Source organism: Chryseobacterium cucumeris (assembly GCF_001593385.1).
GTDB classification, from domain to species: domain Bacteria; phylum Bacteroidota; class Bacteroidia; order Flavobacteriales; family Weeksellaceae; genus Chryseobacterium; species Chryseobacterium cucumeris.
This window is the reverse complement of record NZ_LUVZ01000001.1, coordinates 739,599-753,849: the sequence shown is the minus strand read 5'-3', so window position 1 is coordinate 753,849 and position 14,251 is coordinate 739,599. Positions and strand designations below refer to the sequence as shown.

The following is a 14,251-nucleotide window of genomic DNA, read 5'->3' as shown; positions in this document are numbered from 1 at the left end:
GCTTAACTTAGTTAAATATTAACAAAGTTAAACATTTTTATCATGGAAAATATAGAAATTACGAACGCTCGTCAGAATAATCTCAAAAATATTTCCATAAAAATTCCAAAGTACAGGATCGTGGTTTTTACAGGAGTATCGGGATCCGGAAAATCATCTTTGGTTTTTGAAACCATTGGAGCAGAAGCACAAAGACAGATTAATGAAACCCAGAACAGTTTTATTAGAAACCGCCTGCAGCATTATGGCCTTCCGGATGTAGATAAAATTGAAAACCTTAATGTTCCAATCATTATCAATCAAAAACGGTTGGGTGGAAATGCCAGATCTACAGTGGGAACGGCAGCGGACGTGTCTGCTTCTCTGAGACTGTTGTTTTCGAGAATGGGAGAGCCGTTTGTAGGATATTCCAATGTATTTTCATTTAATCACCCTCAGGGAATGTGTCCTGAATGTGAGGGATTAGGATTTGTACAAACTTTGAATGTGAATACCTTGATTGATCGTGAAAAATCCTTACATGAAGGAGCCATTCGTTTCCCTACATTTCAGCCTGGAGGATGGCGTTTAACAAGATATACTTTGTCCGGTTATTTCGATAATGATAAAAAGTTGAAGGATTTCACCGATAAAGAATGGGAAACCCTGTTGTATGCACAGGAACACAAACCGAAACATCCTGATAAAGAATGGGGAAAAACGGTAAAATATGAAGGAATTGTTCCAAGGATTGAAAAAGCATTTCTGAAAAAAGATTCAAAAGAAAACATCACAAGAAAAGACGCTCTGAAGAATATTGTGATTACCAAAACCTGCCCGTCTTGCCAGGGAAAACGTCTGAATGAAAAAATCCTGTCCTGTAAAATTCAGGGAATGAATATCGCAGACTGTATGACTCTTTCTGTAGATGAATTACTGGAATTTATCAGTTCTCTGGACTCCGGTGCCTATGAAGTGATTATCAAAGAGCTTTCTGCAAAACTGCAGAATATCATCACAATCGGATTACAATATCTGACTCTTGACAGAAGTACCAACACGCTTTCCGGAGGAGAATCTCAGCGTATAAAAATGGTTCGGAGTCTGGGAAACAGCCTGGTAGATCTGTTGTATATTTTTGATGAACCCAGTATTGGACTTCATCCGAAAGATCTGCAGAATATCATCACTATCATTCAGCAGATCAGAGACAAAGGAAACTCTGTTTTAATCGTTGAGCATGATCCGGATCTCATCAAAATGGCGGACAGGGTGATTGATATTGGCCCCGGTTCAGGAAGAAACGGAGGAGAAGTGATCTATGACGGGGCGTTTAAAGATTTAAAAAAATCGGTAGGTAAAACAGGTTCTTATTTCGCAACAAAACCTTCCATCAAACAAGAATTCAGAAAACCTGATGGCTATTTGGAAATTAAAAATGCCAACAGATATAATCTTAAAAATGTGACGGTAAATATTCCGACAGGAGTAATTACAGTCGTAACCGGTGTTGCAGGATCCGGCAAAAGTACCCTGATAAATCGTATTCTCCCGGAACTCTATCCGGATGTAACTATTATTGATCAATCTTTGTTTGCTGCAAGTGCCCGCTCCAATTTGCTTACTTATCTCGGAATATCAGATATTGTACGTAAGCTTTTTGCACAATCTAACCATGTTTCAGATAAACTCTTCAGCAGAAACAGTGACGGAGCCTGCAAAAACTGTAAAGGTTTGGGAATAGAAAAGATTGACCTGGCTTTTATGGATGATATTGAGCAGCCATGCGAGGTTTGCGGAGGTTCAGGATTTGATCCTGATATACTGCAATATACCTACAGCGGAAAAACAATTGCTGAAGTGATGAGCATGACGGTTTCTGAGGCCGCTGATTTTTTTAAGGAAGAATTGGTGCTCAGAAATTTTGATCTGCTGATACAATTAGGACTAGATTATCTGACATTGGGACAAAGACTGGACAGCTTTTCCGGAGGCGAGAGACAGCGCCTGAAGCTGACAAGAGAACTGAAAAATACCAATCAGATCATTATTCTTGATGAACCGAGCACAGGGCTGCATCCAAGCGATACCCAAAAACTGCTTACGTTTTTTAATGGACTTGCAGATCAGAATAATACGCTGATTGTTATCGAACACAATCTTGATATTATTTCCCAGGCAGACTGGATTATTGATATGGGACCGGGCGCAGGGAAATTTGGAGGTGAAGTATTGTTTGAAGGAACTCCGGTGGATCTTTTGAAAAATAAAAAATCATTCACTGCAGAGTTTTTGAGAAAACATATCCAATAAAAACAAAAGAAAAGCATTAAGTTGAACTTAACCATGAGATTGCTTCACCTATGGTTCGCAATGACAGTATAGTTCAACTTAATGCTCCTAAAACCTTATCAGCCTTAATGGTTCAAGATTCTTTTATTTTCCAGCCTTTACCGCAGATTTAATGGCTTTTTCAATCACTCTCCAGTCATAATAATGAAATACTCTGCCATTGCTCATCGCAACAAAAACGCCTTTCGGGAATTTTGGACCCAAGTTAACATGGGTCACTTCAGAACCATCACTTTCTAATGTAGAAACCGGAATTTCTGCAATTCTCCCCTTTGATTGGTCTTCTCTTAAGTAGACATTGAAGGTATCATTCTGCTGATTCGAAACCAGAATATAACCTTTCCCTTTATCAGTAGGATAGATGGAAATTCCTTCCACATCAGATTTAAAATCACCTTTTCCGAAAACAGCTAATTCCTCATTACCTTTTTCCGGATCAGCATAGTATTTATGAACTCCAAACTGCTCATCAGAATAGTAGATATAGCCCATTTCGTCATCTACAGCAATGCTTTCAATCTCTTTCAGGCCGCTGTATTTTCCGAATTTACGGACAACTTCTCCGGTGATAGAGCCATTTTTCTCCGTAAGCTTATATTGCCATAGGTAGCCGTCAGCAGGACCAGATTTTCTTCCTACAATGACAAATATTTCTTCTGTCTGCGGATTTTTATACATGGAAACTCCCATCGGACCACGTTCTGTTTCTCCTTCAAATACTGAGATTTCTCCCACTTCTTTCAGTTCAGGAAGCGAATATAATTTTACTTTGTTCGTTTCCCTTTCCGTTACGGCAGCGATGTCTGTTTTCTTTCCATTTAAAATAAAACCATATTCAAGATCAACATTGTTGGGGCGCTTCAATCCTAATACTTTATGGATGATTTTTCCGTTAAGATCAAAGGCGTACAAACCTCCATCCGTATCTTTATCTGTTCCGATGATAATACTTTTTGAAGCATCCTGAGGATTAATCCATATGGCAGGATCATCTGTATCATGAACCACTGTTTCTGTGATAACAGCAGGTTTTAATTTTTCTATGGCTTCTTTCTGCCCTTTGCAGCTGATCACAAAAGGAAGAACTGCAAGAGCCAGTATATAATGTATGTTTTTCATGTTTATTTTAAAAATCAAATTTCACTCCCATCGTAAACCTTGGTCTGTAATATTCAGCCTGTGCGGTTCTGCTTGGGATTCCCTGGTAGTATCTTAACGGCTGGTTCGTCAGATTATTGGCTTCAGCAAAAACTCTTAGCTGGCTCGTAATCTTGTAGGAAGCATTAGCATCAAGGAAAAACTGTTTGTCGTAATAACGGTCATCAAATGCCTTGCCACCGAGCTCATCAATATAATGAGAAGCATAATTCATAGAGATTCTTGCTGAAAAACGTTTGTTTTCCCATGATAAAGATCCGTTGAACATATGAGGGGCAGCTCCCGGAAACCCTACATCTGTTCTTTCAATGCCTTCTTCATTGGTAATTCCTTTTGCTTTGGATTTGGTGTAAGTATAGTTGACATACACTCCAAGTCCTTTCCAGAAAGCTCCGGAAATGAAATCAAGCTGTCTTTGTAGAGCAACTTCAAACCCATAAATATCTACATTGTCACCATTACGCTGCTGGGTAAATTTCCAGTTGCTTTCTCCGGCCGGAATAGGGTTGGTTTGTCCCGCAAAATCATTCGCAAAGTCATTCGCAGTATAATTTCTTTTGGAATATGTATAAATAAAATCATTAAGATTTTTATAGAAAACACCTCCGGAAAGAATCCCTACAGATTTGAAATATTTCTCTGCCATGAAATCAAAATTGTAGGCATAGGTTGCCTTCAGATTCGGATTTCCTGCTGCAACAATTTCATCTTCTGAAATAACATTCAGATAAGGAACTAAAGAATAATAGTTCGGGCGGGCAAGAGCGGTAGTAAATGCTGCACGAAGTACAAGATCCTGCACCGGGACATATTTGAAGGAAATATTCGGAAGGACATTGGTATACGTATTGGTATTATTGATTTGTCCTACCAGATCCTTCTCATTCATCACATAGTTTCCGGTGTAATCAATCTGGGTTGTTTCAATACGGGCTCCAACGATCATCGATAGTTTATCATTAAAATCCTGATCCCAGCGGATATAACCTGCATAAATCTGCTCCTTTGCATTGTAGTTGCTGGAAAGATACTTTTCAGGTTTCAGCTTACCATTAAACAGAGCAGGATTGAATAAATCCAATCCGCCAAGGAAGGAAGGATCAACAAATGTTCCCGGAACATAATTTCCCGGCTGGAAGTTTTCACCATTAAGATGTATGGTTGGTACCGATAAAAGGCTTCCCATATTGTTTACAGGTGTAAAAGCATAGAAATCATTCTCTCTTTCCTTTTTCTTCAAACGCATGCGGAAACCGGTACGGAGACGTCCTTTTTGCCCATCAATTACAGAAAACGGAAAACGTACATTCACTTTTGTTCCCAGCTCTTTTTCCTGGGTAAAGTTATTGGCATCTGAGAGATCACTCAGTTTATAGCTTCCCAGATTGTCTGCTGCGAGAAGGTTGATCACAGGTTTCTCAGGGTTGCTGAGGTCCGGAGAAAAGTTCATCTTGCTGTTTTCAAATTCTATATAACGCTGATGAGGCTTATCTTCACTTGCGATGGCGTAATTGACAGCCCAGTCGAGGTCAACTTTAGATCCTAATAAATGTTCTCCTCGTAAAGCATAGTTCTGAACTTTTTGTTTTTCCAGACGGGTATTGTCATTATCGGCATCACCTCCTTTATTTTGTCTTGTGATACTTCCTTTCCAGTCTGTAATCTCAGTTTCATCAGCATTATAAACAGGTTTTATTTTATATCCTAAAGCAAATCTGGTTTCCTTATCATTCCTGAAGTTGTACATCGCAGAAGCATAGATCTTATTTTTGGAATTGAACTCATAATCCATGTTGAGATCAAAACTATGTCTGATACGGTGTTCATTATAATAGCGAACTCCCATTTTGCTTACATAAACCGTTTGGGCAAGATCATTGGCCTGGCTCCATACGGGTTCTATATTGTCCGAACCAAAATTGTTGTTGTTATAGGAAAAACTGAATACCGCGCCTAATTTTTTATCCAGAAAACGGTTTCCGTACACAAATCCGGCAGTGTAATTTCCTTTTTCACGGATGGGATTGTATCCTCCGGCAACGGTTGCGGAAATCCTCTGTCCGTTCGGGGAAGCCCTGGTAATAAGGTTTACGGAACCTCCGATGGCATCGGCGTCCATATCCGGAGTGAGGGTTTTATTAACTTCTATAGTAGAAATCATATCGGAAGGGATCAGGTCCATCTGTACATTACGGTTATCTCCTTCAGCAGACGGAATCCGGTCGCCATTCAGCGTAACGGAGTTCAGATTGGGAGCAAGCCCTCTGATGATAAGGTTTCTGGCTTCACCTTGGTCATTTTGTATCGTAATTCCCGGAACACGTTTCAAAGCATCTCCGATATTGGCATCCGGAAAACGTCCGATCTGATCAGAAGAAATCACATTGGTAATATTGGCGTTATTTCTTTGTTTATTCAAGGCTCTTGCCTGATTTTTCAGAGTCGCTCCCGAAACTACAATGGCTGCAATGGATGTCTCTTTCTTGTCGAAAATAATATTCTGACGGGTATTTTTTTCAGGTTCTACCGTTACAGTATACTCATGCACACCATAACCGAGGTAGTCAATTTTCATGGTATAGCTTCCCGGAGGAACATTCAGAAATACAAAGTTTCCGTGCTCATCCGAAGTGGTATATATATTTCCCGGGCTTAAAGAGATCTTGGCTCCAGGCAGGGCTATTTTTGAATCATCATTGATATTTCCGGACAAAGAACCGGTTTGTGCATAGAAAAAAATAGAGGCACAAAATAAAACAGACGTAAAAATTTTCTTCACTTTTAATATTTTAGATAAAAATAACAGCAAAATTAAACGTCTGTTTGGCAAATGCGTTGAAGAGAAAATTAAGAATATCTTAAGAATTGTTAATATACAGATCCTGAAATCCGAAATTTTATCTATTAAATTAAAAAAATGCTATCTGAATTGGGTTTGAAATTCTCTAAAAGTTTTGCCAAACTCTTCTGTTAGTTCATAATTGCTTAATTCGTATTCTTCAAGTACACCCGTTTGAGTGGAAAATCGAATGTTTCCATAGCGTACGACAGGAATTTGATAATTACTTTTAAATCTTTTATCACGGCTGCCATTTTTATTAACTTTTGCCCAGGTTTGGCCTATGATTTTAGAGTCTCTGGGAACAGTTGATGTTTCAGTAAATCTCGTATAGGTTTGATGAAAATTAAGCTCGTCAATCCCTATAATTGCAAAATTGTTTTCATTGTTATACATAACAATAAATGTTGGATAGATATAAAAGTCTGATCCATTTGCATTTTTCAGATATAATGCCTGGTAATCTGACTTGATATAAGGAATTGATTTCAATGCAAAGTGTACTTCGCGTCTCTTTACTATTGTACTTGCTGAGGAGCGCATTGCCACCCTGTCTTGGTAATGAGAACTTGTAATATCCCATATCTTGTGAGAGGTTGTAAGTTTCTTGAAAGCTTCATGCACCAGTTCAAATTTTTTTTTAATTTCATTATCAAAATCAATTTCAAGGTTAACATAACATTTTTCAATCATCATTTTTATCTGTTCAATAGCTTGCTTTTGAGCTTTTATATCTCTATCAGAATTTTGCGGAATATTCTTATTAATAAAACCATAAAGAAATACAAAGCTCAAAATTTTTTTTGTCTTTGTTAAAAAGAGCGTTCTTGAAGTTTTTTTAAGATCAGTAATTAATTCCTTTTTTTGTTGATGAGCTAAAATGATAGATTCTTTAATTCCCTGCATATTCTGACTTGTGATTTCATGAATATCAGCACTGAAAATATTTTCGTCATAATAAAAATTGTTGATAGGATTTTCCGGATACTGTGAAATTGGTTGATATTGGGATTTTGAACTGCTTTTGGATGCTGACTTAGGAGTAGATAATTTTTGTCGACTAGAAAAGCCAAGGATAGAAGTACTTAATGTTGTACCGGATTTGTTGTATACCTCTTTTACTAAAATTAAGATGTACTCCGGGAATTACCTTGATCCTTTTTCTATAGCTCCAAGCCATGATTATTGTTTTATTGGTTACATGTCAAAATTAAATAGTAAAACGATAGTCTTTTTACGGTTTTCCATAATGGCATATAATCAATTAAAAACTCTACCTTTCAGATCCTAAATTCTTTTCAACAGCATTTCCCTCTACGAGCAAAGTCAATTCATTACATCGTATAATCTGATGATTCTGGATGGTAAATTCTGCCAATACTTTATGTACCACCTTACTTCCATCTTTTAGGGTGGATTTTACTATGTGGTGGGTAAATATGATATTACCATTTTCAGCGTAACTGATGATGTCAAGCTTTTGTTCAGCCACTTTTTCTTTCAGTTTTCTGATGTGAAGAACAAATTCATCATAAGTAAGCTGAGAATGATCTACAATCTGAATGTATTCTTTTGAAAAATATTTCTCAATTAATAATTCGTCAAATGCCGTATTTTCTAGTATATCGTTGAATACCTGCCGGATAAAATGCTTCATAACTTTATTATTTTGAAGCAAAATTACTCGCCAGCTTATTGACCGGACGATAACAATTGTAAAGAAATTACCTTCGGCTGCGTATTCTGCTTAACGAAACACTGGTAATCCCAAGATAAGAGGCAATATAATGCTGCGGAAAGCGCAGAAGAAGCTCCGGTCTGTTTTTGAGAAGCTGCTGATACCTTTCCTGAGGTGAATCTCTGATAAAAGAAATCAGCCGTTTATTAATTTCACTGAAACGTTTGTAAAAAAGTGGCAGGAAAATATGCTGGAACTCCTCATTTTCCATGAGCCTGTGAAAAGTTTCAGCCTGTAATTCATAAACGGTAGTTGATTCCAGAGTTTCAATAACAAAATCGCTGGGATTGCCATTCAGGAAGCTGTCAAAAGATGAAACTGCCTGATTTTCTGTTATAAACTCCAGGGTAAGTTCTTTTCCGTCCTGATAGAAGAATACTCTTAAGGCTCCGTTTTTTACCAGGAACATCTTATCAGAAATTTTTCCCTCTTCAAGCAGGATCGTTTTAGCAGGATAAGTAACTTCAGTGGATAAATGAAGGTCAGCTTTCAAAAAAGAATGAAGATCAGGAATGTGCATATCTGAAGGATTAATGGGAGGCGTTCAGTATATCCTGTACGATCACTTTAGATTTTTCAATCAGTTCATTGGATCTGTAAAGCTGGCTGGTCAGTATTGAACTTTCAAAAAGAAGATAGATATGGGCTGAAATCATATCGTTTTGAATATCTTCATTGAAGGATTCTCTCAACTTTATTTTATGATCACGGATTACTTTATGAATTTCTTCCTTATCTGCAGGAATTTCCGACAGAATATTCAGAAAACTGCATCCTCTGAAATCTTCTCTTTCATTCATGTCGATCAGGAAATCGAAGGATTTCCGGAACTTTTCTTGTAGTGTTTCTGCTTCTGCTGTGAATTTTTCAAGTTCAGACACCCAGTAATCATATCTTTTATTAAGAAATTCTATGCAAAGATCATCTTTAGACTTAAAATGCTGGTAAAAGCTTGCTTTAGATACATTAGCTTCATCAATGATTTGATTGATGCCCGTATTGTTGTAACCTTGCCGATGGAAGAGAACCATTGCAGTGCTTATTATTCTTTCGCGAGGTTTGGGCATAATGTAAAATTTTTACAAATGTAAATAAAATATGAACAGACTGGTAGGTGTTGGTTTTTAAATAAATCCTTTTGTATAATATAGCTGAATAACAAAGAAAAGTAAGGTAAAAAACCATACGATATAAGGATGATAAGTGAAGTTATTCTTCAGAATATAATGCAACGCTTTGAAAAGCTTGAAAATTCCGATAATTCCAATGATAATAAAAACCAGAAAGACCAGAAAGAACAGGTATTCTCTTGTACCATAGTTGCTTATCTTTCCCAGGCTTTCTATATAAGCATCTACATTCAAAGTTTCTCCAAGAAACATAGCCGAGCTGATTAATATAAAAAAAGGCGTAGAGGTGTATACGGTTGTATAAATAAAAGAAAATAATAAGGTCCGGAAGGTGACGGTATTCACTTTTTCTTTTTTGTACCATAATATCGCAACGGTGAATACTACCGCAGTAATATTATTCATCAAAAATATAAAGAGCGCTTTTTCTACCATACTGAGCCCTTTGATCTTTGAAATAATATTATGCTCACCACCATAATCCATTAAAAGAACAGAGACAATCACAGAGGTATACACAGACAATTTGATAGGGGAGAGGTAGTCGTGAAAACGTTCAGCCTCTTCTTTCTCCATTTCATGAACAGACAGATCATAACAGCGTCGCGGATCCTGAAACAATTTGAAGATCGTTACAGGAACCAGTAAAATTTCAATAATAATCTGCAGGCACAGCTTTTCAAAGCTATCGATTAATTTTTCAAACATGTATGTGTATTTTTGTATTTAGGGAACGTTTGCAATTTAATTATTTTTTGCAATACATCTCAAAAGTGAATAAAAAAAGTGGATGATTCTGAGCGAATCATCCACTTTTTTATCTAAAAGGTTTTTATTTTGGCAGCCCTTTTTTCAAAGCGATATGGGCTTTTTCTACTGCTTTTCTTTCTTTCCAGTCCATATACCTTTTTTTGTATCGGCCTTTCATGAAATTATCAAAATTACGCTGCACAGCAAGATTCCATAGGGAATGTGCTTTTACAGCCCAGCTTTTATCCCATGCACGCAGTGAAATAGAGAAAGATCCGTCCAGATATTTCATCCAGTGCCACCAACCTGTAGGCATAAATAATGTATCTCCATGTTCCAGGAAACACTCAATTCCTTCAATACCATCCAAAGCCGGAAATTTTTCAAAATCAGGATTGGCAATATCATAATCTTCCAGTGCATAGGTAGCATAAGGAAGCTTATACAGACGTGTTTTCCATTTGTATTCAAACAGAAGGACATGTTTTCTTCCATTGAAGTGAGTATGGAAAATATGCGGCATGTCGATATCATAATGAAGGAAAGTCACAGAACCTTTACCTCCGAAAAACATACTTGGATATTTATCTAAAAATCCACCCATAAGATTCTTTGGCGGAACATAGTCGTCCAACAGTTTGGGCGCAAATTTTATAGGGTCAAAGAAGAAAATTCTCAGATCTGTAGGCTCTCTCTGAATAAGATCCACATAATCACGAAAAGGCATTTTCGTAGTCGGTGTATTGATAGGAGCGGCAGGATCTGCTTTGGAACTGTCATAAAGGGGAACTTCAACGTCGCCTACTACTTCCTTCATGTAATCCATCGTCCATTTTTGATAGGCGGGCCACTTTCTTGCCATATTTCTGATTACCACTGGCTTACATGGCTTTAGATATTTTTCACGGAAATCTTCCTGTGAAATGTCATCTACAATATCAATTGGTTTAAGGATTATTCCCATTTGTTCAAATTATTAAGCTAAAGTATTAAATATTTGTGACAATAAAATGGAAAGAATTAAAATTATTTGGAATTAATATAAATAAATAATAAAGCACCTGTTTTTGCTTTGCTTTTTTTGGAGTTATTATAATATGATGTTACCTGCTGTTCTTTTAAAATTTATAGTGTTTATACGGTAAAAGATAGTTGTGAAATACAATAATTGTATGTATAATTGCCGTATTAAAAATGACCATGAAACGTTTTACTACTCTTATTTTTTCACTTGTATTTGCCACTGCTTTTTCACAGAAATCAACCAGAATTTCCACTTCAGATATTGATAACTTTTGGGTGGCATATGACAGCATTCAAAAAACAAATGATTATTCCGGAAAGCTGGATCTCATCAAAAGACTATATACTGATAAAGCAACAAAAGGCTTAAAAGCTTTTATGAATGCCAGAGATTATAACGATAGTGTATATGTGAAAGTCATAGAAAAATACCCTAAATTCTGGAATTCAGTAAGGCCAAATACCTTAACGATAAAAACCAAGACCAAAGAGCTGGAAGCTGGTGTTGTCAGGCTGAAGCAATTGTATCCTGAACTTAAAGACGCTGAAATGTATTTTACCATCGGTGGGCTTAACGCCGGAGGAACTGTGAGCGGAAATATGGTATTGGTAGGAGCAGAACTTGCCACCGGAATTGGGTCTACAGATGTTTCAGAATTTAAAGATGAATGGTTGAAGGGTATGTTTGCCAATCAGTCTCTGGATAATATCGTTTCCCTGAATATTCACGAGTATATCCATACCCAGCAGACGGGGTATCAAAACAGGGTTTTAAATCAGGCCATAAAGGAAGGATCATGCGATCTGATTGCCGGACTTGTGATGAATGAATCTCCGCAAAGAAAATATATTTCTTACGGAATGGTTCATGAAGCTGAAATTAAAGCCAGGTTTAAAAAAGAAATGTTTACCGGTAATCTTGCTGAATGGTTTTATAATGGAAGACAAAAAGGACAGGGTGCGGATTTAGGATATTATGTAGGCTATGTGATCAGTAAAATGTATTACCAGAATGCCAAAGATAAAAAACAGGCTATAAAAGATATTATTGAACTGAACTATAGTGATAATAAAGCAGTGGAAGACTTTCTGGACAAATCAAAGTTTTTCAAAGAAAAAGCCAGTATGCTTGTTAAAGAATATCAAAATCAATTACCGTATGTAGTGAAAATAGAACCAGTCAATGGTTCTGTAGATGTAAATGCCGATACCAAAGAGCTCAGAATTACTTTTTCACAGGAAATGGTTCCTGGCTACTATTCTTTCAATCTTTCTGATAAAGGAAAAGAATATATGCCGATGACCAAAGTGAAAGGAATGGAAAATAATGATAAAACGTTGGTCTTGGGAGTAGATGTAAAGCCCGGCAAAGAGTATGAATTTATACTTACCAATAAAAGTTTCAGGTCTAAAGAAGGGTACCCTCTGAAAGATGAAAACTTGGTTATAAAATTTAAAACGAGGGAAAAATAGTTTGATTACAAACGATTGATAACCAGCTTTTATATACAGTTTCAATAGTTTGCTTTTTGATTGTTATTGGATCTTTCAGTATTACAGAAAGTTTGGGGTAAATATATTCCTGTTCTGTTTATGGGGCTCGGTTTTATATTATCACTTGTTGTTTGGCAGAGTTCGAAAAAAGCTGCAATAGTAAAAGCTTAGTTTGCTTTGCGTAATTCCATTCATTAGAAAATCATTATATTCGGCTTCGTAAAAATAATGATATGCAAGTATATGAAGGGATTTCTGTGGGGTTGTACCTTTTATTAATGATAGGTATAGGCATATATTCTTATAGAAAATCAACAAGTAATTCAGAAGAATTTTTAATTGGCGGCCGGAAAATGGGAGCTGCCGTAACAGCATTGTCTGCAGGAGCAGCCGATATGAGCGGATGGCTTTTGATGGGGGTTCCGGGAGCAATGTATCTTTCCGGAATTTCAAGCTCCTGGATTGCCATAGGATTAACCATTGGTGCTTATCTCAATTATATTATTGTAGCCCCAAGGCTCAGAATTTATACAGAAGTGGCACAGAATGCCATTACGTTACCTGTATTTTTTGAAAACAGGTTCAAAAATAAAAATCAGCTTCTGAAGATCACGTCGTCTATTTTCATTCTGGTATTTTTTACCCTGTACACTTCTGCAGGAATGGTATCGGGAGGAAAATTATTCGAATCAGCTTTCGGAATGGATTATACTGCTGGCTTACTCCTGACAAGTCTGGTGGTAGTGCTGTATACATTTTTAGGTGGTTTTCTGGCTGTAAGTCTTACTGATTTTGTACAGGGCACCATCATGGTATTAGCATTGGTGATTGTTCCGATTGTAGCGATTTCCCAAATCGGAAGTGTGGGAGAGACGTTTTCTCTGATTGAAGCAAAAAATCCAAAATATCTGGATCTGTTCAGAGGAACCACAACCGTAAGTATTGTGTCTTTATTGGCATGGGGATTAGGATATTGCGGTCAGCCTCATATTCTGGTACGTTTTATGGCCATTGACAAACCTAAAGATCTGATCAAAGCGAGACGCATCGGGATTACATGGATGATCTTTACTGTTGCCGGAGCTCTGGCCATAGGATTGGTAGGAATCGCTTATCTGCAAAAGTTCGATATGAATACCATGATGAAGTTTGACGGATCAAAGACGGAAGCAGAAACTATTTTCATTTATTTCTCCCGTATATTATTCCATCCGTTCATTGCAGGATTTTTACTTACAGCTATTCTGGCAGCGGTAATGAGTACGATTTCCTCTCAGTTATTGGTGACTTCTAGTTCATTAACAGAAGATATTTACAAAGCTTTTCTGAATAAAAAAGCAACTTCTAAGCAATTATTAATAGCAAGCAGACTTTCTGTTTTACTGGTAGCTGTCATTGCGGTACTTTTATCCCTGGATCCAAAGGATAGTATTCTCAATCTGGTAGGAAATGCATGGGCAGGTTTTGGTTCTGCATTCGGGCCCCTGATCCTGCTGTCGCTTTTATGGAAAAAAGCAACATGGCAGGGAGGCTTTGCCGGGATGATGGTAGGGGGAATCACAGTTTTAGCCTGGGTTTATCTACAACATCCGCTGAAAGACTGGTACGAAATCATTCCTGGGTTTACGCTTTCCCTGTTGACTAACGTGATTGTTTCATTATCAACATATAAGCCTGATCCTGTCATTGAAAGCGAATTCAATGAAGTTCAGAAGATCATGCACGAATAGCATCCGGCACTAAAATATTACAGTTATAAAGAATCTCCTCTTGCACAAGTAAGGGGAG

12 protein-coding genes are annotated in these 14,251 nt (G+C 37.1%); 3 read left to right on the top strand and 9 right to left on the bottom strand.

What is annotated here, in order from left to right; genetic code table 11:
- Positions 1 to 42 precede the first annotated feature (42 nt).
- Entirely contained in the window at positions 43 to 2,292 is a 2,250-nt protein-coding gene (locus A1704_RS03365; RefSeq protein ID WP_082798692.1) for an ATP-binding cassette domain-containing protein, read from the top strand.
- A 123-nt stretch (positions 2,293 to 2,415) separates the two neighbouring features.
- Here A1704_RS03365 and A1704_RS03360 read toward each other — a convergent pair whose 3' ends face one another.
- From A1704_RS03360 to A1704_RS03325, 9 genes are all read right to left on the bottom strand, one after another.
- On the bottom strand, positions 2,416 to 3,450 hold the full coding sequence (locus A1704_RS03360; protein ID WP_117753083.1) for a phytase: 1,035 nt from the start codon (positions 3,448 to 3,450) through the stop codon (positions 2,416 to 2,418).
- 7 nt (positions 3,451 to 3,457) lie between these two features.
- On the bottom strand, positions 3,458 to 6,268 hold the full coding sequence (locus A1704_RS03355; RefSeq protein ID WP_082798691.1) for a TonB-dependent receptor: 2,811 nt from the start codon (positions 6,266 to 6,268) through the stop codon (positions 3,458 to 3,460).
- Between the two features lie 141 nt (positions 6,269 to 6,409).
- Positions 6,410 to 7,234 (bottom strand): DUF4236 domain-containing protein, encoded by an 825-nt coding sequence (locus A1704_RS03350; RefSeq protein WP_238590570.1) that lies wholly within the window; start codon positions 7,232 to 7,234, stop codon positions 6,410 to 6,412.
- 154 nt (positions 7,235 to 7,388) lie between these two features.
- The gene (locus tag A1704_RS24870) at positions 7,389 to 7,508 is read right to left on the bottom strand and encodes a DUF4236 domain-containing protein (protein ID WP_238590569.1); all 120 of its coding nucleotides are present in this window, start codon (positions 7,506 to 7,508) and stop codon (positions 7,389 to 7,391) included.
- A gap of 93 nt (positions 7,509 to 7,601) precedes the next feature.
- Positions 7,602 to 7,985 carry a hypothetical protein gene (locus A1704_RS03345; protein WP_062670433.1) on the bottom strand — a complete coding sequence of 128 codons (384 nt, stop codon included), beginning with the start codon at positions 7,983 to 7,985 and terminating at the stop codon, positions 7,602 to 7,604.
- Positions 7,986 to 8,052: 67 nt separating this feature from the next.
- A complete protein-coding gene (locus A1704_RS03340; protein WP_062670431.1) occupies positions 8,053 to 8,586 on the bottom strand; it encodes a Crp/Fnr family transcriptional regulator in 534 nt (177 codons plus the stop codon).
- Between the two features lie 10 nt (positions 8,587 to 8,596).
- Positions 8,597 to 9,133 (bottom strand): TetR/AcrR family transcriptional regulator, encoded by a 537-nt coding sequence (locus A1704_RS03335; protein ID WP_062670429.1) that lies wholly within the window; start codon positions 9,131 to 9,133, stop codon positions 8,597 to 8,599.
- Positions 9,134 to 9,190: 57 nt separating this feature from the next.
- Positions 9,191 to 9,904, bottom strand: a complete 714-nt coding sequence (locus tag A1704_RS03330) for a hypothetical protein (protein ID WP_062670427.1) — start codon at positions 9,902 to 9,904, stop codon at positions 9,191 to 9,193.
- 124 nt (positions 9,905 to 10,028) lie between these two features.
- Complete coding sequence (locus A1704_RS03325; RefSeq protein WP_062670425.1) at positions 10,029 to 10,910, bottom strand: cupin-like domain-containing protein; 882 nt, start codon at positions 10,908 to 10,910, stop codon at positions 10,029 to 10,031.
- 236 nt (positions 10,911 to 11,146) lie between these two features.
- Here A1704_RS03325 and A1704_RS03320 point away from each other — a divergent pair, with 236 nt between their 5' ends.
- Positions 11,147 to 12,442, top strand: a complete 1,296-nt coding sequence (locus A1704_RS03320) for an Ig-like domain-containing protein (RefSeq protein WP_131797465.1) — start codon at positions 11,147 to 11,149, stop codon at positions 12,440 to 12,442.
- A 254-nt stretch (positions 12,443 to 12,696) separates the two neighbouring features.
- Positions 12,697 to 14,193, top strand: a complete 1,497-nt coding sequence (gene putP / locus A1704_RS03315) for a sodium/proline symporter PutP (protein ID WP_062670421.1) — start codon at positions 12,697 to 12,699, stop codon at positions 14,191 to 14,193.
- Positions 14,194 to 14,251 lie beyond the last annotated feature (58 nt).

Bases quoted from the DNA above. Each gene is read 5' to 3' on its own strand.
- A1704_RS03335 (WP_062670429.1), bottom strand. From the start codon at position 9,133: ATGCCCAAACCTCGCGAAAGAATAATAAGCACTGCAATGGTTCTCTTC.
- A1704_RS03345 (WP_062670433.1), bottom strand. From the start codon at position 7,985: ATGAAGCATTTTATCCGGCAGGTATTCAACGATATACTAGAAAATACG.
- A1704_RS03350 (WP_238590570.1), bottom strand. From the start codon at position 7,234: ATGCAGGGAATTAAAGAATCTATCATTTTAGCTCATCAACAAAAAAAG.
- A1704_RS03365 (WP_082798692.1), top strand. From the start codon at position 43: ATGGAAAATATAGAAATTACGAACGCTCGTCAGAATAATCTCAAAAAT.
- A1704_RS03330 (WP_062670427.1), bottom strand. From the start codon at position 9,904: ATGTTTGAAAAATTAATCGATAGCTTTGAAAAGCTGTGCCTGCAGATT.
- A1704_RS03325 (WP_062670425.1), bottom strand. From the start codon at position 10,910: ATGGGAATAATCCTTAAACCAATTGATATTGTAGATGACATTTCACAG.
- putP (WP_062670421.1), top strand. From the start codon at position 12,697: ATGCAAGTATATGAAGGGATTTCTGTGGGGTTGTACCTTTTATTAATG.
- A1704_RS03320 (WP_131797465.1), top strand. From the start codon at position 11,147: ATGAAACGTTTTACTACTCTTATTTTTTCACTTGTATTTGCCACTGCT.
- A1704_RS03340 (WP_062670431.1), bottom strand. From the start codon at position 8,586: ATGCACATTCCTGATCTTCATTCTTTTTTGAAAGCTGACCTTCATTTA.
- A1704_RS24870 (WP_238590569.1), bottom strand. From the start codon at position 7,508: ATGGCTTGGAGCTATAGAAAAAGGATCAAGGTAATTCCCGGAGTACAT.
- A1704_RS03360 (WP_117753083.1), bottom strand. From the start codon at position 3,450: ATGAAAAACATACATTATATACTGGCTCTTGCAGTTCTTCCTTTTGTG.